Source organism: Paractinoplanes rishiriensis, assembly GCF_016862375.1.
GTDB lineage: Bacteria > Actinomycetota > Actinomycetes > Mycobacteriales > Micromonosporaceae > Actinoplanes > Actinoplanes rishiriensis.
The window spans coordinates 1-18,756 of sequence record NZ_BOMV01000124.1 but is presented as its reverse complement, the minus strand read 5'-3'; the positions used below and the strand labels follow the sequence as shown (position 1 = coordinate 18,756).

At 69.5% G+C, this 18,756-nt stretch carries 21 protein-coding genes and 1 pseudogene; 17 read left to right on the top strand and 5 right to left on the bottom strand.

Annotated elements, in window-relative coordinates; all coding sequences use genetic code 11:
• Positions 1 to 285: 285 nt before the first annotated feature.
• The 5 genes from Ari01nite_RS48085 to Ari01nite_RS48065 all read left to right on the top strand — a co-directional run bounded on the left by Ari01nite_RS48085 (position 286) and on the right by Ari01nite_RS48065 (position 3,447).
• The gene (locus tag Ari01nite_RS48085) at positions 286 to 504 is read left to right on the top strand and encodes a hypothetical protein (protein ID WP_203791292.1); all 219 of its coding nucleotides are present in this window, start codon (positions 286 to 288) and stop codon (positions 502 to 504) included.
• Positions 505 to 699: 195 nt separating this feature from the next.
• Positions 700 to 1,302, top strand: coding sequence for a hypothetical protein (locus Ari01nite_RS48080; RefSeq protein ID WP_203791290.1), 603 nt, complete (start codon positions 700 to 702; stop codon positions 1,300 to 1,302).
• A gap of 163 nt (positions 1,303 to 1,465) precedes the next feature.
• Entirely contained in the window at positions 1,466 to 2,032 is a 567-nt protein-coding gene (locus tag Ari01nite_RS48075) for a hypothetical protein (RefSeq protein ID WP_203791289.1), read from the top strand.
• A 47-nt stretch (positions 2,033 to 2,079) separates the two neighbouring features.
• Positions 2,080 to 2,676: a hypothetical protein gene (locus tag Ari01nite_RS48070; RefSeq protein ID WP_203791288.1), complete on the top strand. Its 597-nt coding sequence runs from the start codon at positions 2,080 to 2,082 to the stop codon at positions 2,674 to 2,676.
• Between the two features lie 237 nt (positions 2,677 to 2,913).
• Positions 2,914 to 3,447, top strand: a complete 534-nt coding sequence (locus tag Ari01nite_RS48065) for a hypothetical protein (protein WP_203791287.1) — start codon at positions 2,914 to 2,916, stop codon at positions 3,445 to 3,447.
• Positions 3,448 to 3,616: 169 nt separating this feature from the next.
• On the opposite strand, the gene Ari01nite_RS51225 is transcribed toward Ari01nite_RS48065, so the two are convergent.
• Positions 3,617 to 3,748, bottom strand: a complete 132-nt coding sequence (locus Ari01nite_RS51225) for a hypothetical protein (protein ID WP_275410963.1) — start codon at positions 3,746 to 3,748, stop codon at positions 3,617 to 3,619.
• Positions 3,749 to 4,116: 368 nt separating this feature from the next.
• Here Ari01nite_RS51225 and Ari01nite_RS48060 point away from each other — a divergent pair, with 368 nt between their 5' ends.
• Positions 4,117 to 5,382 (top strand): chymotrypsin family serine protease, encoded by a 1,266-nt coding sequence (locus Ari01nite_RS48060; protein WP_203791286.1) that lies wholly within the window; start codon positions 4,117 to 4,119, stop codon positions 5,380 to 5,382.
• Positions 5,383 to 5,443: 61 nt separating this feature from the next.
• Here Ari01nite_RS48060 and Ari01nite_RS48055 read toward each other — a convergent pair.
• Both Ari01nite_RS48055 and Ari01nite_RS48050 read right to left on the bottom strand, forming a co-directional pair.
• A pseudogene (locus tag Ari01nite_RS48055) lies at positions 5,444 to 5,842 on the bottom strand (fructose-bisphosphatase class II); the annotation flags it as partial.
• A 149-nt stretch (positions 5,843 to 5,991) separates the two neighbouring features.
• Positions 5,992 to 7,281, bottom strand: a complete 1,290-nt coding sequence (locus tag Ari01nite_RS48050; protein ID WP_275410962.1) for a glycoside hydrolase family 32 protein — start codon at positions 7,279 to 7,281, stop codon at positions 5,992 to 5,994.
• A gap of 322 nt (positions 7,282 to 7,603) precedes the next feature.
• Here Ari01nite_RS48050 and Ari01nite_RS48045 point away from each other — a divergent pair, with 322 nt between their 5' ends.
• The 5 genes from Ari01nite_RS48045 to Ari01nite_RS48025 all read left to right on the top strand — a co-directional run bounded on the left by Ari01nite_RS48045 (position 7,604) and on the right by Ari01nite_RS48025 (position 12,116).
• Positions 7,604 to 8,914: an ABC transporter substrate-binding protein gene (locus Ari01nite_RS48045; RefSeq protein WP_203791283.1), complete on the top strand. Its 1,311-nt coding sequence runs from the start codon at positions 7,604 to 7,606 to the stop codon at positions 8,912 to 8,914.
• Positions 8,915 to 8,927: 13 nt separating this feature from the next.
• Positions 8,928 to 9,911, top strand: a complete 984-nt coding sequence (locus Ari01nite_RS48040) for a carbohydrate ABC transporter permease (RefSeq protein WP_203791281.1) — start codon at positions 8,928 to 8,930, stop codon at positions 9,909 to 9,911.
• Complete coding sequence (locus Ari01nite_RS48035) at positions 9,908 to 10,855, top strand: carbohydrate ABC transporter permease (protein ID WP_203791279.1); 948 nt, start codon at positions 9,908 to 9,910, stop codon at positions 10,853 to 10,855. Before Ari01nite_RS48040 ends, Ari01nite_RS48035 begins: the two co-directional genes overlap by 4 nt.
• Before the next feature lie 241 nt (positions 10,856 to 11,096).
• Complete coding sequence (locus Ari01nite_RS48030) at positions 11,097 to 11,591, top strand: DUF1996 domain-containing protein (protein ID WP_239163676.1); 495 nt, start codon at positions 11,097 to 11,099, stop codon at positions 11,589 to 11,591.
• Positions 11,592 to 11,954: 363 nt separating this feature from the next.
• Positions 11,955 to 12,116 (top strand): hypothetical protein, encoded by a 162-nt coding sequence (locus Ari01nite_RS48025; protein ID WP_203791277.1) that lies wholly within the window; start codon positions 11,955 to 11,957, stop codon positions 12,114 to 12,116.
• Positions 12,117 to 12,553: 437 nt separating this feature from the next.
• Here Ari01nite_RS48025 and Ari01nite_RS48020 read toward each other — a convergent pair whose 3' ends face one another.
• Together Ari01nite_RS48020 and Ari01nite_RS48015 are read right to left on the bottom strand one after the other, a co-directional pair.
• Positions 12,554 to 13,915, bottom strand: coding sequence for a hypothetical protein (locus tag Ari01nite_RS48020; RefSeq protein WP_239163675.1), 1,362 nt, complete (start codon positions 13,913 to 13,915; stop codon positions 12,554 to 12,556).
• Positions 13,912 to 14,961: an NAD-dependent epimerase/dehydratase family protein gene (locus Ari01nite_RS48015; RefSeq protein ID WP_203791275.1), complete on the bottom strand. Its 1,050-nt coding sequence runs from the start codon at positions 14,959 to 14,961 to the stop codon at positions 13,912 to 13,914. The genes Ari01nite_RS48020 and Ari01nite_RS48015 overlap by 4 nt, the downstream gene beginning before the upstream one ends.
• A gap of 122 nt (positions 14,962 to 15,083) precedes the next feature.
• Here Ari01nite_RS48015 and Ari01nite_RS48010 point away from each other — a divergent pair, with 122 nt between their 5' ends.
• From Ari01nite_RS48010 to Ari01nite_RS47985, 6 genes are all read left to right on the top strand, one after another.
• The gene (locus Ari01nite_RS48010) at positions 15,084 to 15,743 is read left to right on the top strand and encodes a glycosyltransferase family 2 protein (RefSeq protein WP_203791273.1); all 660 of its coding nucleotides are present in this window, start codon (positions 15,084 to 15,086) and stop codon (positions 15,741 to 15,743) included.
• Positions 15,740 to 16,405, top strand: a complete 666-nt coding sequence (locus Ari01nite_RS48005) for a TIGR04282 family arsenosugar biosynthesis glycosyltransferase (RefSeq protein WP_203791271.1) — start codon at positions 15,740 to 15,742, stop codon at positions 16,403 to 16,405. The genes Ari01nite_RS48010 and Ari01nite_RS48005 overlap by 4 nt, the downstream gene beginning before the upstream one ends.
• Positions 16,402 to 17,019 (top strand): methyltransferase domain-containing protein, encoded by a 618-nt coding sequence (locus Ari01nite_RS48000; protein ID WP_203791269.1) that lies wholly within the window; start codon positions 16,402 to 16,404, stop codon positions 17,017 to 17,019. The genes Ari01nite_RS48005 and Ari01nite_RS48000 overlap by 4 nt, the downstream gene beginning before the upstream one ends.
• On the top strand, positions 16,992 to 18,158 hold the full coding sequence (locus Ari01nite_RS47995) for a molybdopterin-dependent oxidoreductase (protein ID WP_203791268.1): 1,167 nt from the start codon (positions 16,992 to 16,994) through the stop codon (positions 18,156 to 18,158). The genes Ari01nite_RS48000 and Ari01nite_RS47995 overlap by 28 nt, the downstream gene beginning before the upstream one ends.
• Positions 18,155 to 18,595, top strand: coding sequence for a hypothetical protein (locus tag Ari01nite_RS47990; protein WP_203791267.1), 441 nt, complete (start codon positions 18,155 to 18,157; stop codon positions 18,593 to 18,595). The genes Ari01nite_RS47995 and Ari01nite_RS47990 overlap by 4 nt, the downstream gene beginning before the upstream one ends.
• Positions 18,596 to 18,605: 10 nt before the next feature.
• On the top strand, positions 18,606 to 18,756 hold a 151-nt coding region (locus tag Ari01nite_RS47985; protein WP_203791300.1), incomplete at its 3' end, for a response regulator.

Below are 18,756 nucleotides of genomic sequence, written 5' to 3'. Positions count from 1 at the left end.
CGCGGGCGGGCTGAGCGTTGTGGCTACGGCGACAGCGGCGAGCGCAGTCAGCCCCAGCCGGCGTCCCATCCGCGACGCGAACGCTGCGGAGAGTTTCGTGCGGGCCTCCTCGACCTGCGGGGATCGTGGCCCGGGTGGGCGGCGCCGGATCAGTCTGGCCGAGGCAGTTCATCGGAGTTGCATCAACGCTTCACCGGGCGATGAAAACACCCGTGCAATTTCGATGAAGCCCGCCGTCACGATGGGTCCGGCGGATAGTCACCGCCATGATAGTGGAGGACTGACATGCATCGACACAATCCGGCGGGCACCCGGGTCGTGGCGCTTCGGCGCGTGATCGGCGGGCTGATCACGGCCTTGGCCGTCACTGCCGCCATCGTCCTCACCAGCGCGGCGACGGGACAGGCCGAGCTGGCGCCGGTGAACGACAGCTTCGAGACGTCTGCCCTCGTGTATGCCCTTTTAAGCATCAATGCTCTGGTGGAGACGCGTGCGTTCGTCTAAATAGTGGCGCGGCAGATTCGCCCGCTCGGCGAGTTCCCCCGCACACCGGCGGAAAGACGTAGCGCGTATCCGCGCTTTCCGCCGGAGCGGGACGGCCCTCGGCGGCCACACCACAGCCTCACCAACTCAAGTACGGGCGTGCCCAGTCGGAAGAGCGGGCGTGCCCAGTCGGAAATCCGTAGAAAGGATCACGCCATGCTTCGACGTCTGGTCCGGCGCCAACGGCGCGGATCGGCCCGCTGGGCCGCCGCGGCCGCGACGCTCGCCCTGACGGCGGCGATCGGCTTGACCGTCGCCTCACCGGCACACGCCGAGACGTTGCCCATCACGGACAGCTTCAGCAGTGGCCTGTGGACCACCCAGGGCGTATCGGGTAGGACCAGCGCGCACGTTGGCAGCTTCGGGGGGCCCCGCACCGGCCCGGATGTTGCTTACCTGGACGCCTATCCGCTGGCTCCGGCGGAGGCGAAGGTCTTCCGCTCGATCACCCTCAACAACGGCGCGCCCCTGCCGACGACATGCCAGGCGAGCGTCTGGGTCGATGCCGTATCGGTTCCTTCACCCCCAGGAGTCCCACTCCCCCCAGTCTGGCTGAACGTCCAGATGCACCTCAGGGTCCACAGCGGCGGCCCGACCGGGCGGATCATCTCGGTGAGAGGCAACAACATCGTCGACACGGGCTGGAAGCAGCGACACTTCAACCCGATCCCATGGCCGGCCGACAGCAGGACCATCACCATCGAGATCACCGCCTACCGCGGCATAGGCGTTGCCGACGACTTCAGCTTCAGTTGCTGACAGCCTCCACCGGGCGCCGGCGCACCAGACAAGGCCCTGCACCACTGTCCTGGTGCGTTGCCCAGCACCGCCGGGTCACCCGGGTGGCCGGCCAGCACCCTTTGCCAACGAAAGGATGAACCTCATGTTCCGACGTCAACGAACCGGGCGAAAGGAACACGCCATGCTTCGAGGTCTGGTCCGGCGCCAACGACGCGGATCGGCCCGCTGGGTCGCCGCGGCCGCGACGCTCGTCCTGACGGCGGCGGTCGGCTCGACCGTCGCCTCGCCGGCACACGCCGAGACGTTGCCCATCACGGACGACTTCGAGAATGGCGGCTGGACCACCGGCACCATACCGGGGAAGACCGACGCGTTCATAGGCAGCCTCGGACCGTCCCACTCCGGCACGGAGCACGCAAACCTGGACGCCCATCCGCACACTCCGGCGATGGCGAGGGTCTTCCGCTCGATCACCCTCAACAACGGCGCGCCCCTGCCGCCGAGGACCTGCCGGGCGGGCGTCTGGATCCGTACTTCCACAGGCCACGTCCAGGTGTTGCTCACGGTCCACAGCGGCGGCCCGACCGGGCGGATCATCTCGTCGACCGGCCGGGACGTCGATAATTCGGGCTGGGCGCAGATGACCTTCGAGCCGATCCCATGGCCGGCCGACAGCAGGACCATCACCGTCGAGATCGCCGCCTACCGCGGCATTGCCGCCGCCGACGACTTCACCTTCAGTTGCTGACGAACGGGTCGAACAGCCGGTCTGTGTCTGCGAAAGGACGAACACACATGTTCCGACGTCACCGAACCGGGCGGACCCGATGGGTCGTCGCCGCCGCAGCAGCGCTGACCCTGCTCGCCGCCGGCGTGGTCACCGCCATCCCGGCCCAGGCCGGGGTTGTGACCGTCCAAAACGGCTTCGAGGGCAATCCCTACGAGTTCTGGAACGCCCGCTACACCGAGGGCAGCAGCATCGTCAACCTCGTCCCTCACGCCGATGCCCGCCCCACCAACGGCGGCAGGAAAGCCGCGTGGTTCGACGCGCCGGGCAATGTGCCCGCGCGGATCTCTACCAATGCGTTGTTCCTGCCCGAGCCGTCCGGCGGCCAGGTGACATGCAGGGCCGAAATGTACCTGAAGAAGGCCGACGCCCCCACGCCGACGGATAACCCGCGTGTCCAGCTGACGGTGAGCGAGCGCCGCGGGATCGTGGACACCGTCATCGACGGCAGCACCTACACCCTCACCAACACGGACTACGGGCGCGCCGAATTCGCATTCTGGCCGTACCGCCGCGACGCCAACCTGATCGTGGAGATCTCCGTGACCGGCGGGATGGCCTACGTCGACGACTTGTTCGTCAGGTGCGCGTCGGCAATCAGTTAGTGCGGGCTCTTCAACGACAGCCGCAAGTGGACCAAAGGGGAGATGCCGGGTTGGACCAGCGCGGTCGTGGCCAGCACCTCGCCACTGACGGCCGCCGGCTCACCACGTGCATCCCGCGGCCGACCAAACACCGCCAGCCCCACGAAAGGACGAACACGCATGTTCCGACCTCACCGAACCAGGCGGACCCGATGGGTCGTCGTCGCCGCCGCGGCGCTGACCCTGCTCGGCGCCGGCGTGGTCACCGCCATCCCGGCCCAGGCCGGGGTTGTGACCACCCAAAACGGCTTCGAGGGCAACCCCTACGATTTCTGGAACGCCCACCACACCGAGGGCAGCAGCATCGTCAACCTCATCACTCACGTCGAAGCCCGCCCCACCAACGGCGGCGAGTTTGCCGCGTGGTTCGACGCGCCGGGCACCGTGCCCGCGCGGATCTCCACCAATGCGTTAGTCCTGCCCCGGCCGTCCGGCGGCCAGGTGACATGCAGGGCCGAAATGTACCTGAAGAAGGGCATCATGGGGGTGCCGACGTTTACCCCGCCGCCGACGGGAAACCCGCGTGTCCAGCTGACGGTGAACGAGCGCCGCGGGAGCGTGGACACCGTCATCGACGGCAGCACCTACACCCTCACCAACACGGACTACCAGCGCGCCGAGTTCGCTTCCTGGCCATACCGCGACGGCAACATAGTCGTGACGGTCTCCGTGACCGGCGGGGCAGCCTTCGCCGACGACTTGTTCGTCAGGTGCGCGTCGGCAATCCAATAGAGAATCCCGTCGCCGGGCAACACCAGGACCATCACCGTCGAGATCATCGCCTACCATGGCGTGGCGATGGCCGACGACCCCGCCGCCGGCTGCTGACGGCCGCGGCGCACCGCAGGTGATGTGATCCAGGTTCTCCTCACACTGTTCGAGCAGCGTGAGGGGCCATGGATCACAGTGCGGCCAGGCCGCGGCCAGCGTGTCCGCGTGGAGCAGCGCCCACGCCGAGCGGCGTGATGATGTGCAGCACAGCCTTGCCGACCCGGTCGCTGTGGATCAGGCCGGCCTCGCGCAGCACCGCCATGTGTTGGCTGATCGAGGATGCGCGGTGTGCGTGGTCGCAGCGGGCCTGTACGAGCGCGTTGATGTGGTGGTCGAGGGAGGTCAGGCCACTGGATCTTCCCCGGTGGTGCCACTGATGCCGGGGTCCACACTCTTGGGTGCGGTCATCGCGGAAAGGTCGTCCGCGTCGGCCAGTGCACTCATGGCTTGCAAAGTCGAAGCGGGTGCCGGCGGCACGCCTCGCCCAGGTCTGCGGCACGTTCTTCGGAGCAAAGGTTCGACGTCAGCTGCTCGAAGGAGTCGAGTAACAAGAGATCGATTGCCCTCGTCCCGCACGGGGCGATGGTTGGGTCGGGCGTGTTCGCGCCCAACGACCGGAAAGGATCGAGCATGAGGCGGTTCCACAGTTTCGCGCGGTCACGGGGACGCTCGCTGCTGGCCACCGGCGTGGCCGGAGCACTATGTGTGGGCCTTGTCGGGCTGGCGACCGGCTGGGCGGCGGCCGACCAAGCCAAGCCGACAGCCGAGGCAGACGGCGCCGTGTTCGGCGCCGCGCCGCCCGGCTTCGCCTCCTGGACGGAGGCGATCGCCGTACAGGGTCGGCTGGAGGCGGCGGCGGCCCGGGTGACCAAGGCAGGCGGCGCGGCGGCCGGGCTTGCCGGGGTGGAGCTGGACCTGGCGAAGCGGGATCTCGTCGTCTACTGGAAGGGCGCCATGCCGGCGCAGACCGCCCGCATCATCGACCAGGTGCGCGCCGACGTGCCGGTGCGGGTGCGGTCGGCCCGCTACTCGGCGACCGAGCTGGCGGCGGTGAGCCGGGCACTGGTGGCCCGTCCCGAGGTCACCAGCGCGGCCGGCAAGGTCGACGGCAGCGGTGTGGAGGCCGCCGGCAACATGACCGCGATGCGGACCGCGAGGTCCACGTGGGGCACCGACGTGCCCGTCACGATGACGCCGGACCGCGGGTTCCGACCGACCTCGTGCGGCGGGCGGCGCGACGACTGCTCCCCGTACAACGGCGGCAGCCGCTACAACCCGGCGCGCCGAGGATTCTGCTCGACCGGATTCGCGGTGCGTCATCAGAACAGGGACAAGATGCTCACCGCCGGCCACTGCGGGGCCAATGGCGACGCGGTGGTGGACGGCGCCGGTGAGGCGATGGGCACCGTGGACTCGGACAACAACGCGCGGGACACCATGATGATCACGCTGCCGAGCGGCACCGTCGTCAGCGGCCGGATCTTCGTCGGCGGGCCGACCTCGTCGTCCACCCGTAGCGTCGAGTCGGCCAAGTCGAGCTTCGTCGGTGCCTTCGTGTGTACCGGAGGCGCGGCCACCGGTGAGCACTGCAACGTCAAGGTCGACGCCGTGGACGTGTTCACCGAATTCGGGGACGGCGTCATCCACGGTCCGCTGGTGGCCGCCTCGCAGGTCGACGGCAAGGTCGCCTTCGGCACCGGCGACAGCGGCGGTTCGGTGTATGTCCCGACCAGCGTCCTAGGCAAAGTCAGCGTCCGGGGAACCATTTCGGCCGGTCTCAACACGATTCCGTGCCCCGGTCCGCCGGCCGATGCCCCCAGGTGCGGTTCCGCCCTGCTTTACGCGGACGCCGTCCAATCGCTCAATTTTTACGGGGCGGCGGTCATCGTAAGCTGATCATTGATGTTCCTTCGACAGGGTCCACGGGCGACGACCGGTGGACCCTGCCGCCGTCCGGCTACGGGTTCCTGGCCAGCGGTACCGCCTCGGCCAGCGGGGTGCCATCGAAGTCGACCATCGAGTAGCCGCCGAGCCTCACCAGCCGGTGGAACGAGCCGACGACCTGGATGGTGCCACTCCTGGTCCGCATCGCGCAGCAGGTCGCCAGAGGTGACGCCGGTGGGGACGAAGAAACATGTTGTCGCCGGACACCAGGTCGGCGGTGGTGAACACCCGGTCGAGGTCGTGCCCGACGGCCAGCGCCCGCTCCCGCTCCGCCTCGTCGCGCGACCACAGGGTGGCCTGCATCGCCCCGCCCATCCACCTGAGTGCGCAGGCCCGCCACGATGCTCTCCGGCATACCGCCGATACCAACCTGGAACAACAAGATCCGCGTTCTGGCAGAACCAGACGCAGATCAGTCGAGCGGGGTTCGCGGCTGAGTCGACCCGGGAGTGAAGCGCTCGCAGTCCATCAGTCGATCATGTTTGAGAAGCTCCGCCAAACCGGGGGAAGCTCAACCCGAGAGGTTCCCTGCAAGGCAGGCGCATCAGGCCGATGTTTCGTCTATTGCAGGCCGAGCCGCCAGGCGCTTATGGGCGCGGGCTGCGTGAGCCGCAGAAGCCAACGGCTGGTCATTGTCGGATACGCCCGGGTTGTGTAGGCAGTGGCCGTGCCGTCGAAGGTTTCGATCATGGATCCGTCAACGAGGATGCGCGGCTTTACCACTGGGGAGGGTGAGAGGTCGACCTCAGCGACCAACTGTTCGTCACCGCCGTCTAGCAGCCACAGTGTCGCTTGTCGTGCGTCGGGGTGCAGCTCAATGTCGTAGGCGGTGGCGGTGAAAGGCTGATCCGAGGCGACCGGCAGTGCCTCCCGGCGCAGCCCGGCGAGTTCGGGCACCGGCCTCGACACCAGCGTGTCACCGAGCAGGGACAACTCACGGCAGAAGGTGAGCGCGCCGGCCCAGCCGGCCCCGGCGATGTCTTCCGGCGTTCGGCCGTGCTCCCAGGACCATGCCCACAGCAGGATCCGACCGTCATGGCGCAGGACCTGCGGGGCGTAGAAACACGGGCCTCGGTCGAGTTCTCCGCCGCCGACGGGTGTGAAGCGTGGGCCATCCGATCCGATTCCAAGATCACCGATGACGTAGCTCACCCCGGCCAGGCGCTGGGTGCCGTCGACGTGACGCCAGAGTGAGAGGATCAAGATCCACCGGTCACCGAGAGGCAGCAGGTTGGGGCACTCCCAGATGTTCGCCGGCGCCGCCTCGGCTGCGATCGGGTTGTCGCCCGATAGAAGAGTTCCTAACTCCCTCCACGAGGACAAGTCGTCGCAGCCGTAGACGAGTATCCGCGGACTGCCGTGCGTGTGCCCGGCACCTTGAACGGCGTATCGGCGTTCGTTGGCCTCGAAGAGGAACGGGTCTCGTGCGTGACTGATGGCCGGATCGTCCGGCATGCCGGCGGCGGGCTCCCGGTCCTGGTGCCAGTGCAGCATGTCTCGGTCACTGCGGGCGAGCAGTACGACGGATCGGCCGCTTTTGTCGGCGACGGCGCTGTAGACCGCGGTGGGCACGCCGGCATCATCTGTCACCGAGCCGCTCCAGCACCCGTACTCGTCAAGCTCGCCGGGACGGTTGACCAAAGCGATCGGGTGCTGCCGCCAGTGGAGCAGATCCGCCGAGCTGACATGTCCCCACTTGATCCCGCCGTGCACGGGCGCGTCGGGGTTGTACTGGAAGAACAGGTGGTAGCGACCGTTGACGAACGAGCAGCCGTTCGGATCGTTCACCCATCCGTATGGGGGGCGACCATGCAGGCTCGGGAAGGCCGGATCCGGATGCGCGGAATTCACTGTGTCGTCCCGGTGCCGGTCCGGTGCGGTAAGTGGACTTCAACGGCTTCCGGACGGGGCGAACGAGCGCAGCTTCGGCGGGGGCGCACGCCTGCGCCGACGTCACGGCTCCCGGCGCAGTTCATGCCTCCACAGTAGGCCAAGGAGTGCCTCCCGAGCGGTTCGGACGGCCGCGAAGGCATCGACCGGACATCGCCCAGCCCCACCCGCGCCAAACCCTCGCTCGCACGGCGGGGCCCGCAAGGTTGACAGCCGCCCACTGGGGGCGAAGTGTGTGAGCTGAGTCACGGTGATCGACACGTCTCGTTCGACGGGAGCCGGTATGGACAGATGGAGGCGGGCGGTACGGGCCGCTGCCGTGGCGGCGGTCGTGGGCCTGAGCGGTTCGGCGTGCCTCGCCGAACCCGGAGCCGGTCGCAACCGCGGCGCCGAGGACGACGTCGTCGAGGTCATGTACGGCTTCAGCGGCGACCAGTCGCGGAGCTTCCAGGACATCGTGCAGCCGTGGGCGGACCAGAACGGCATCAAGGTCCGGCTGTCCTCGACGCCGGACTTCGACAAGCTGATCCGCAGCCGGGTGGCCGGCAACAACCTGCCGGACATCGCGATCTACCCGCAGCCGGGCATCACCCTGGACATCGCCCTGTCCGGCCGGCTCTTCGACCTCAACACGGTCGTCGACACCAGCCGGTACAACAAGAACAACATGTACCTGTTCGACGCGGCCAGCGACGCCGAGGGCAGGGTCTGGGCCATCCCGATGTCCACCAGCGTCAAGAGCCTGGTGTGGTATCCGAAGAAGGCGTTCGAAGCCAAGGGGTACACGGTGCCGAAGACGCACCAGGAGCTGCTGGCGCTCACCGACAAGATCAAGGCAGACGGCACGCCGCCGTGGTGCGTCGGGATCGAGAGCCAGGCCGCGACCGGCTGGCCGGCCACCGACTGGGTGGAGGACTACGTCCTGCGGTTCGGCGGCGGCGCCAAGTACAAGCAGTGGACCAGCCACCAGATCCCGTTCAACGACCCGCTGATCCAGCAGGCCGTCGACGAGATCGGCAAGATCTGGTTCCCCGAGGGCAACGTGCTGGGTGACCGCGGGTCGATCGCCAGCACCAACTTCGCCACCGCGGGCAACCCGATGTTCGAGAACCCGCCGAAGTGCTTCCTGCACCGCCAGGCCAGTTTCCTGGCCCAGCCCGGCAACTTCCCGGACCGGATCGTGCAGAACATCGACACCGAGGCGGGCGTGTTCCCGCTGCCGCCGGTGCAGGCCGGCGCGGGCCAGCCGGTGCTCGGCGCCGGTGACCTGGCCGGGCTGTTCAACGACAACCCGGACACCGTGCGGGTACTGGAGTTCATCACCAGCAAGGAGTTCGGCAACCAGCTGGCACCCGACGGCGGCTTCATCTCCCCGTGGAAGGACTTCGACCGGTCGAAGTACCCGAACGAGACGATGCGCGCCATCGCCGAGATCGCCTACTCCTCCACCGAGGCGGTGTTCGACGGCTCGGACACCATGCCCGGCGAGGTGGGTTCGGGCAGTTTCTGGCGCGGGATGGTGACCTGGGTGACCGGCCAGGAGGACACCGCCACAGTACTCAGGGACATTGACGAGAGTTGGCCGGACTACTAGGAGCTGATCGGTGATGACGGAGAAAGTGATAACCGCGCTGATCTCGATCATCGCCGGGGTCGGCGGGGCGCTGGTGCTTTACTACCTGCTCAACAAGCTCGCCGAGCGGTTGCCGGGCCGTTGGGAGGACCGGATCAAGCCGTACGTCTACATCCTGCCCGCGGTGGCGGCGATCGGGTTGTTCCTGATCTATCCGGCGTATCAAACCATCGTCTACAGCTTCGCCAACCGGACCTCCACCGAGTGGGTCGGCCTCGACAACTATCGGCAACTACTGACCTCGGAAGCATTCCTCCAGACGCTGTTCAACACCCTGCTCTGGATCGTCATCGTGCCGACCGCCACGGTGATCCTGGGCCTGGCCGTCGCGGTGCTGGCCGACCGGCTGCGGCCGCGCGGTGAGAAGCTGACCAAGACGATCATCTTTCTGCCGATGGCGATCAGCATGGTCGGTGCGGCCACCATCTGGCGCTTCGTGTACGAGGCACGCCCGGCCGGTCAGCCGCAGATCGGGTTGCAGAACGCGATCGTCACGGCGCTGGGTTTCGATCCGGTCGTCTGGCTGCAACAGGAACGCTTCCACCTGAACAGCTTCTGGCTCATGGTCATCCTGATCTGGGCACAGGTCGGCTTCTCCATGGTGCTGCTGTCCGCGGCGGTCAAGGGGGTGCCGACCGAGACGCTGGAAGCCGCCCGGATCGACGGCGCCACCGAGCGGCAGGCGTTCTTCCGGGTCGTCGTACCGCAGATCTGGCCCACCGTCACGGTCGTGTTCATCACCGTGCTGATCGGCGTGATGAAGGTCTTCGACGTGGTGTACGTGATGACCAACGGCAACTTCAACACCAACGTGATCGGGCTGGAGTTCTACAACCAGCTGTTTACCAACGGCAACGCCGGCTTCGCCGCGGCGATCGTCGTCATGCTGATGGTGGCGATCATCCCGGTCATGATCTATCAGGTTCGCCAGTTCCGGGCACAGGAGGCAGGACGATGACCACCGTCAGCCAAGGGCCGCAGCCCACCCCGGTGCCTGATCCGGTCACCGACCGCAAGACCATGGGCGGCCGTCGTCGGCACCTCGCCGGGGTGGGCGAGAACGCCGGCAAGGCCAACTGGGTCGTCAAGACTGTCCTGCTGATCATCTGCTTCCTGTGGATCGTGCCGGTGATCGGATTGTTGATCACCTCGCTCCGGCAACCGGACGCCGCCAACGCCACCGGCTGGTGGACGGTGCTGAAGTCGCCCCTCGACGCCACCCAGTGGACGCTGGCGAACTACACCGAGGTGGCCACCGAGAGCAACATGTTCCGGGCATTCATCAACAGCTTCGCGATCACGTTGCCGGCCACTCTTATCCCCATCTTGATCGCCGCGTTCGCCGCCTACGCGTTCACCTTTATGCAGTTCAAGGGCCGAGACCTGCTGTTCATCATCATCGTCAGTCTGCTCGTGGTGCCCAATCAGGTGGCCCTGGTACCGCTGCTGCAGCTGTACGGCCAGTTCGGCCTCAACGGCACGTTCCCGGCCGTCTGGCTGGCGCACATCGGGTTCGGCATGCCGCTGGCCATCTTCATCCTGCGCAGCTACATGGCCACCCTGCCCAAGGAGCTGATCGAGTCCGCGAAGGTGGACGGCGCCACGCACTTCACCACGTTCTGGCGGTTGGTCATCCCGGTGTCGGTGCCGGCGCTCGCCTCGTTCGCGATCTTCCAGTTCCTGTGGGTGTGGAACGACCTGCTGGTGGCCCTGATCTTCCTCGGCCCCGGTGAGAACGAGCCGATGACGGTCAACCTGGCCGGCCTGATCGGCCAGCAGGGTCAGGGCTGGCAGCTGATCACCGCGGGCGGCTTCTTCACGATGGTCATCCCGCTGATCGTCTTCCTGTCCCTGCAGCGCTTCTTCATCCGGGGCATGGTCGCCGGCTCGGTGAAGGGCTGAGCCCGCGGCTCACCACTTCGGGTGGCGAAATCCTGCACCCAGTACGGCTCGTCGTCGCCGTCGAAGGCGAGGCGAGGCCCATCTGGTGCAGCCAGCAGTCCAGGATGTTCGCCCCCAACCATCACCGACCTCAACCACAGGCGGGGCCGCGGATGACCCTGCCGACCGAGTCGCGGCCGGCCGGCGGGTCCTGGCCGCACGTGGCATCAACCCCGAGCGGACCAACGCCGAACTGCAGTGGTTGCGCACCCGCCGCGCCGGCGCGCTGGCGGCAATCAACCAGGAGTTCTTGCGGGCACTGACCGGAGATGCCAAACCCACCAGCCGCGGCCCGGCCAACGCTCGCGCCACCTGGACTTGCTTGGGTTTCACCGACCGGCTTTCCGACAGATACCCGATCTGCCCGCCCGGCAGCCGGGTGCAGCGGGTCCATGACTTCCCCGGCTGCTGGGACGGCCGCAACATCGACAGCGACAACCATCGCAGCCATGTCGCCTTCGCCGACGACACGACCGGCGCCTGCCCGCAGGGTTTCGTCGCTATCCCCCAGTTGCGGATCACCATCTCCTACTACATCCCCCGCAACGTCCAGCTGAAAGGTCAATACGCCCTGGATTCCTTCCCCGAGGAGGACCACAACCCGTTCTCGGACCACAACGACTTCGTGAACGTCAACTCGGCGCAGACGATGCAACGCATCGCCGCCTGCATCAACAAGGGAAAAGCCTGCCGGTGAGCCAGCCGTCGCCTGCTGGTCACACACGAACCGGTTGACCAGCAGGCGATCTAGGCCCGGCCCGGGCACCGGCGATGTTGTCCGGCCCAACACCAGACCAAGCACCAGCCCAGCGCGGTCGAGCGGCCACAGCGCACACAACGCCCGATCGGCGCTTGCCCCGACCTGGTGATTACGGACCTGTGCAGCTCATCTGGCAGACGGCGGAAGGGCCCGGGCCGTCCAGCTACATGGTCTCCATATCCGCGGTGGCCGGCGAACGGTTGACTGCGGCACCCTAAGGCGGGCGCAACCTGCCTCAACGCAGCGATCTCCCGCGACATTACGTAACGTTTCACCGACATATCCCGGTCAGGAGCCGTCATGCCACTCATCAACTCCGATGACTTGGGCGAGCGCATCGCGCGCCCCGGCAGGTTCATGCCGCGATTGTGGCAATCGCCGGAGGCCGCCGCGATCATCGGCGTCGTCTTCCTCGTCCTGGGTGCCGCACTACTCGGCGCCGCCCTAGTCTTCCCACGTTGATCGTCCGAGTTCGCCGCTGTTGGTTACGAAGCCCGACCTCGAGCAACGCCTCGACCAGGCTCAGCATGCGCTTGTCTTGATCCCTGCCCGCCAGGCTCATCAGGACCGCGTCCCGATCGCGGCGATGCGTGCCTCGATATCGCCGTCCGACACGAACCATTGGCTTCTGGGTGCCGAACGTCGATCTCGGGAATCGCTGCATGCGGCTGCGGTGGGAGCAACGTCGCCACACTCAGCGGGGCATCGCCTGGTCGCAGGAGGTGCAGGATCTCCGGTCCGCTGCTCGATGTCGCCCATCGTCGGGCTGCGTACGCCGGCGGTGCGGGCGTGCATGTTAGCTGCGCCTGCTCACACGTCAGGATCAGCGTGGAATTGGCGTCTTCGGTGAGCCCGGGTCCGTGCCGTCACTGCGGATGAAGCCGACGGCAATCCTGGTTTCACCAGGTGCTCAGCAGTAGGTGGTTGACCAGCAGGGCAACTGCGGCCTGCACGGCCAGCCAGATGCGGCGGTGCTCGGTCGGGATCAGCCCGGCGCCGGCGAGCAGCCACACCGTGAACGGTAGCCAGATCCGTTCGACCTCGGCTTTGCTGTATCCGGACAGGTCGGCGGCGGTGATCGCCACCAGCGCCGAGACGGTGAGCAGCCACCCCGCCTGACCGCTCAGGTCCGGCATCCGGGGAGGGCGGCCGGGACGGCGGGTGCTGCGCAGCGCGGCGACGAGTAGCCGGGCCCGCCGGGCCGCGCGCCGCAGAATCACCGCGGTGGCGGGTCCGGCGCTGACCGCCAGGATCGCGATGTTCGCCCCGACCCAGTACGCGTAGGGGCGACGCGCCGCGATGCCCTGGTAGTAGCGCTCGACCACCAGGTGGTATCCGGTGAGCCAGTCGAAACCCGCTGCGGTGAACGCTGCCACCACCGTGGCGCCGCCGATCACCGCCCAGGTGAGAAGAACCGGCCGGATCCGGGCGAGTGCCAGCACGACCACCGCGATCGGGGCCATCAGCACCAGCCCGTACGACAGGTAGCAGCCCAGCCCGAGCAGCGTCCCCCCGGCCGTCAGCCGGACCGGGCAGCCGCGTACTGCGCCGGACGCCAGTACGGCGATCCCCGTGGCGGTGATCCCGGCGAACAGGCCGTCCGCCGACACCCCGACCCAGACCGCGCCCGGGAACAGCACCAGAAAGGGCACGGTGGCGCGGGCTGCTGCGTCGGTGCCGAGCAGCCGCACCGTCCGCGGCACGGCGACCGCGACGAGCGAGCCGGCGAGGATGCACAGCAGGCCGGCCCAGCCGCCGCCGGACAGGCCGGCCCGGTCGAGCCCGACGAAGATCAGCAGCGCACCGGGCGGGTGCCCGGCGACGTGGGTGGTCCACGAGTCCGGCTGGAAGTCGAGGATCCGGTCGGTGAAGCCGCGCACGGTGGCCGGCAGGTCGGTGACGCCGGGGACCTCGTGGAGGTACTCCGGGCGGGTGGTGAGGCGACCGGCGACCCCGCGTTGCCAGCCGTCAACCAGGGCCAGCATGAGGGTCCACAGCACCGCGCTCAAATAGGCGACCGGTGACAGCCGCTGCCACGGCAGCCGTGCGGATAGTTGTGGCCCGTACCGGCACACCAGCACGGCGGTCAGCACCGCGCCGGGTGTGCCCGGTCCGAGATGCGGCCGCCAGTGCGCGAACAGCGGGGCGGCGCTGGCCTGCACCGGCCGGCCTGCCAGCCACATCAGCCCGCCCACCAGGCCAGCCAGGGCGAACAGGCCGAGCGCGGAGCCGGCGGCGAGTGCATCGGCGCGGTGCCTCATCCGCGCAGCGGTGCGTGGGCGAATTCGGCCAGCCCGGCGGAAAGCTCGACCGTTGCCCGGAAGCCCAGTTCGGCCTCGGCGCGGGCCGGTGAGGCGACGACGTGCCGGACGTCGCCCAGCCGGAACTCGCCGGTGGTCACCGGCGGCGGGCCGTCTGCGGCGCGGGACAGCTCGGCCGCCATCGCGCCGATTGTCGCCGGGCGGCCGGACGCCACGTTGTAGGCGCGCCAGCCCGGCCGGACCGCGGTCGAGGCGAGGGCGGCCAGGTTCGCCGCCGCGACGTCACGGACGTGGACGAAGTCACGGCGTTGCCCGCCGTCCTCGAAGACCCGCGGCGGCCGGCCCGCCGCCAGCGCCGACCGGAAGATCGCCGCGACCCCGCTGTACGGCGTGTCCCGCGGCATGCGGGGCCCGTACACGTTGTGGTAGCGCAGGGCTACCACGGCGCCGCCGGTCTGCCGGGCCCAGGCCGCGGACAGGTGCTCCTGGGCGACCTTGGTGGCCGCGTACACGTTGCGCGGGTCGAGCGGAGCGTCCTCGGTGACCAGTCCCGGCCGCAGCGGCGACCGGCATGCCGGGCAGACCGGCTCGAACCGGCCCGCGGCGAGATCGTCCTCGGCACGGCCGACCGGCCGGGTCGGACCGTGTTGCGGGCACTCGTAGGCGCCCTCGCCGTAGACCACCATGGAGCTGGCCAGCACCAGCCGGCTGATGTCCGCGCGCGCCATCACGGCCAGCAGCACCGCAGTGCCCAGGTCGTTGCTGCCGACGTAGTCGGGCAGGTCGTCGAGGTCGACGCCGAGGCCCACCATGGCCGCCTGGTGCACTACCGCGTCGACGCCCACCAGGGCTGCGGCCACGGCGTCCCGGTCGCGCAGGTCGACCCGGCGCACCGGGACCCCGGAGACGTCGGCGACAGGTGGCACCCGGTGCGCCGCCGTGCAACCGGAGTCGATGACGGTCACGTCGTGGCCGTCCGCGCGCAGCGCGGCCACCACATGCGATCCGATGAACCCGGCTCCGCCGGTCACGAGTACGTGGGTCATGCGCCGACCGTAGGCGGCCCGCCCGTCACGATGCCGGTGTGCCGCCAGCCGTCATCGTTCGGTAAGGGTTCGTCATCGCGCGGTAAGACCTTCGGGCCGCGCTGGTCACTACGTTGCGAATCATGAGCGATGTGGTGCTGCCCTGCCGGAACGAGGCCCCGGCGCTGCCCGGCCTGCTGGCCCGGATGCCGGCCGGCTACCGGCCGATCGTGGTCGACAACGGTTCGACCGACGCGACCCCGGCGGTCGCCCGTGAGCACGGCGTCACGGTCGTCACGGTGACCCAGCCTGGCTACGGCGCCGCGGTGCACGCCGGAGTTCTGCTGGCCGACCCGGACGACGGTGTGGTCTGCGTGATGGACGCCGACGGCTCCTTCGACCCGGCCCAGTTGCCCCGGGTGGCCGACCCGGTCCGCGACGGCCTCGCTCGGCTGGCCACCGGCCGTCGCCGGCCGGTGACCCGCGGCGCGTGGCCGGCGCACGCCCGGTTCGCCAACGCCCTGCTGACCCGCCGGCTACGCCGGACCGCCGGCCTGCAGGTGCACGACATCGGGCCAATGCGGGCCGCGCGCCGCGCCGACCTGCTGGCGCTGAACCTGCGCGACCGCCGGTTCGGGTATCCGCTGGAACTGCTGATCGCGGCAGGCCGGGCCGGCTGGCCGGTGCTGGAGGTGGACGTGGACTACCACCCGCGGGCGGCCGGCACGCGCTCGAAGGTGACCGGCACGCTGCTGGGCACTGCCCGCGCCGTCCGGGACATGAGCGCGGTGCTGTCCCGATGAGGGCGCCGACCGGCGGCCGGGTGCTGGTCCTGGCCAAAGCGCCGGTGCCTGGCCGGGTGAAGACCCGGCTGTGCCCACCGTGCACGCCCGAGCAGGCGGCCCGGGTCGCGGCCGCCGCGCTGGCCGACACCATCGACACCGTCAGTTCCTGCTCGGCCCACCACCGGGTACTCGTCGTGGACGGCTCCTACCCGGCCACGGCCGGCTGGAGCACGCACACGCAGCGCGGTCCCGGCTTGCCGGAACGCCTGGCAAACGCCTTCACCGACCACGGCCGACCCGGTGAGCCCACCCTGCTGATCGGAATGGACACCCCGCAGCTGACCACCGGACACCTCGACGCGGCGCTCGAGCTGCTGACAGTCCGGCCCGGCTGGGACGCGGTGCTCGGGCCGGCAAGCGACGGCGGCTGGTGGGCGCTCGGCCTGCGCGATCCGGGGCCGGCCGCTGCACTGCGCGCCATCGCGACGTCCACGCCGGACACCGGTGCCGCCACGCTCGCCGCGCTGCGTCACAGCGGGCTGCGGGTGACGCTGCTGCCGATGCTGCGCGACGTGGACGTCGCGGCCGACGCGTACGCGGTCGCGGCCCGCTGCGCGCCGGACAGCCGCTTCGCCCGCGCGGTCACCGGCTGCTTGCCGGACCCGGCGGTGCCGCGATGAGCGCCGTGTTCGACGCGGCGTTGCGGCGGGTCGAGGCAGGCCGGCCGGCCGCGTTCACCGTTCGCGGCCTGACCTTCGACCCCGCCCTTTGGTGCCGCGACGACCTGCCCGGCGATGCGGCGCTGCTCGACCCGTGCACCGGGCCCACGCTCGACGTCGGCTGCGGTCCGGGTCGCCTGTCCGCCGCGCTGGCCCGGGCCGGCCGTCCCGCGTTGGGCATCGACATCAGCGCGGCGGCCGTCCGACTGGCCCGACGGCGGGGCGCGACCGCGCTGCGCCGGGACGTGTTCACTGCGCTGCCGGGCACCGGCCGGTGGCGGCACCTGCTGCTCGCCGACGAGAACATCGGCATCGGCGGCGACCCGCTGCGGCTGCTGCACCGCTGCCGGGAACTGCTGGCCCCGGCCGGCCGGCTGCACGCCGAGTTCGCGCCGCCCGGCACGCCCAGCTGGTCCGGACCGGCGACAGCGCACACACCGACCGGCGTCACGGCACTCGCCTGGGCATCGGTCGCCTTCGACGACTTGGGCGAGCTGGCTGCCACCGCCGGTATGCGCGTGCTCAACACCCGCACCCAGGCCGGCCGATGGTTCGCAACGCTGAGCCCGCGGTGAACGGCGAGCGCCGGATCGGCACCTTCGTCAGCCGGCGCCGGTCCACCGCGCTGACCAGCCGGCTCGGCATGTGGCTCGGCGTGGCGTTCGCCGCCTGTTTCGTCACCGGGCTGCTGAGCCACCTGATCCAGCATCCGCCGGGCTGGTTCTGGTGGCCGTCCCGCCCGGTCCGGCTCTACCAGGTGACGCAGGGGCTGCACGTGGCGGCCGGACTGGCCTGCATACCGCTGCTCGGTGCGAAACTGTGGGCGGTCTACCCGCGCCTGTTCACCTGGCCACCGGCCCGCTCTGCCATGCACGCGGCCGAGCGTGCCGGGGTCGCGGTGCTGGTGGCGGCCGCCCTGTTCCAAGTGGCCAGCGGCCTGTTGAACATCGCACGCTGGTACGCGCCGATGCCGTTCTTCTTCACCGACGGACACTACTGGGTGGCCTGGCTGGGGGCCGGCGCGCTGCTGGTCCACCTCGGCGTGCAGCTGCCCGTGGTCCGCACCGCCCTGACCCGCCGGCCGCCACCGGCCCGGCCGGACGAGCCCAGCCGGACGCGACGGGAACTGCTGCTCGCCGTTGGGGCCGCGGTCGGGCTGATCACCGTGACCACCGTCGGCCAGACGGTCCGGCCGTTCACGCCGGTCACGCTGCTCGCGCCGCGCCAGCCCGGGACCGGCCCGCAGGGCGTACCGGTCAACCGCACCGCAGGCGCTGCCGGCGTCCTGACCGCCGCCCTAGACCCGGGATACCGGCTGATCGTCACCGGGCCGGCCGGGGAGCACCGGCTCGGCCTCACCGAACTCGCAGCGCTGCCGCAGTACACCGCTGTATTGCCGATCGCCTGTGTGGAGGGCTGGAGCTCCACCGCCAACTGGACCGGCGTACGGCTACGTGACCTCGCCGCGATGGTCGGCGCCGACCCGGACCGGGCCCGGGTCGACCTCGAGTCGCTGGAGGCGACCGGCCGCTACCGGGCCTCGACCGTGGCGCCCGCGCACACCCGCGACCCGCTCACCCTGCTCGCGCTGCGCCTCAACGGCGAAATACTGCACCCCGACCACGGTTACCCGACCCGGTTGATTGCGCCGAACCGGCCGGGGGTGCTCCAGACGAAGTGGGTCGGGCGGATCACCGTACGGAACGAACCGTGACCCGCCTGCGTGCACTGCTGATCCTGGCCGGCGTCGCCGGTCTCGGCTACGGCGTCGCCGGCCTGCTCACCGACCCGGACGTCCGGCTCGCCGGGATACTGCTGTTCCTCGCCGTAGTGCTGATCGTGCACGACTTCGTGTGGATGCCCCTGGTACTCGCCGTCGGCGCGCTCATCGACCGGCATCTGCCGTCCCCGGCCCGGCGGCCGGTCCGGACAGCCCTGCTCGTCGGAGCCGCCCTCACCGTTGCCGGCCTGCCTTTCGTGCTGTCACCGGGCCGGCCGACCGACAACCCGTCGGCGCTGCCGCTGTCGTACGGCCGGAATCTTCTGCTCATCCTCGCGGCCGTAGCCCTGGTAACGCTGCTGGCCGTCATCCGCAGCCGTAAGAAATCCGAAAGGACACACCAGGCCGGGTCCGCTACCGGACGTCGGTAGCGTTGCCGATGTGGGACATCGGGTGCTGGTGGTCGACGACGATCCGACGGTCAGTGACGTCGTACGCCGCTATCTGGAGCAGGCCGGCTGGGAGGTGCACCTGGCAGCCGACGGTGCGGACGGGCTGGCCGCGGTCGCCGCGCACCGGCCGGACCTGGTGG

What these genes read in the sequence shown, in the direction of transcription:
- Ari01nite_RS48085 (WP_203791292.1), top strand. Translation starts at nt 286, where the DNA reads ATGCATCGACACAATCCGGCGGGCACCCGGGTCGTGGCGCTTCGGCGC.
- Ari01nite_RS48080 (WP_203791290.1), top strand. Translation starts at nt 700, where the DNA reads ATGCTTCGACGTCTGGTCCGGCGCCAACGGCGCGGATCGGCCCGCTGG.
- Ari01nite_RS48075 (WP_203791289.1), top strand. Translation starts at nt 1,466, where the DNA reads ATGCTTCGAGGTCTGGTCCGGCGCCAACGACGCGGATCGGCCCGCTGG.
- Ari01nite_RS48070 (WP_203791288.1), top strand. Translation starts at nt 2,080, where the DNA reads ATGTTCCGACGTCACCGAACCGGGCGGACCCGATGGGTCGTCGCCGCC.
- Ari01nite_RS51225 (WP_275410963.1), bottom strand. Translation starts at nt 3,748, where the DNA reads ATGGCGGTGCTGCGCGAGGCCGGCCTGATCCACAGCGACCGGGTCGGC.
- Ari01nite_RS48060 (WP_203791286.1), top strand. Translation starts at nt 4,117, where the DNA reads ATGAGGCGGTTCCACAGTTTCGCGCGGTCACGGGGACGCTCGCTGCTG.
- Ari01nite_RS48045 (WP_203791283.1), top strand. Translation starts at nt 7,604, where the DNA reads ATGGACAGATGGAGGCGGGCGGTACGGGCCGCTGCCGTGGCGGCGGTC.
- Ari01nite_RS48040 (WP_203791281.1), top strand. Translation starts at nt 8,928, where the DNA reads ATGACGGAGAAAGTGATAACCGCGCTGATCTCGATCATCGCCGGGGTC.
- Ari01nite_RS48035 (WP_203791279.1), top strand. Translation starts at nt 9,908, where the DNA reads ATGACCACCGTCAGCCAAGGGCCGCAGCCCACCCCGGTGCCTGATCCG.
- Ari01nite_RS48025 (WP_203791277.1), top strand. Translation starts at nt 11,955, where the DNA reads ATGCCACTCATCAACTCCGATGACTTGGGCGAGCGCATCGCGCGCCCC.
- Ari01nite_RS48020 (WP_239163675.1), bottom strand. Translation starts at nt 13,915, where the DNA reads ATGAGGCACCGCGCCGATGCACTCGCCGCCGGCTCCGCGCTCGGCCTG.
- Ari01nite_RS48015 (WP_203791275.1), bottom strand. Translation starts at nt 14,961, where the DNA reads ATGACCCACGTACTCGTGACCGGCGGAGCCGGGTTCATCGGATCGCAT.
- Ari01nite_RS48010 (WP_203791273.1), top strand. Translation starts at nt 15,084, where the DNA reads ATGAGCGATGTGGTGCTGCCCTGCCGGAACGAGGCCCCGGCGCTGCCC.
- Ari01nite_RS48005 (WP_203791271.1), top strand. Translation starts at nt 15,740, where the DNA reads ATGAGGGCGCCGACCGGCGGCCGGGTGCTGGTCCTGGCCAAAGCGCCG.
- Ari01nite_RS48000 (WP_203791269.1), top strand. Translation starts at nt 16,402, where the DNA reads ATGAGCGCCGTGTTCGACGCGGCGTTGCGGCGGGTCGAGGCAGGCCGG.
- Ari01nite_RS47995 (WP_203791268.1), top strand. Translation starts at nt 16,992, where the DNA reads ATGGTTCGCAACGCTGAGCCCGCGGTGAACGGCGAGCGCCGGATCGGC.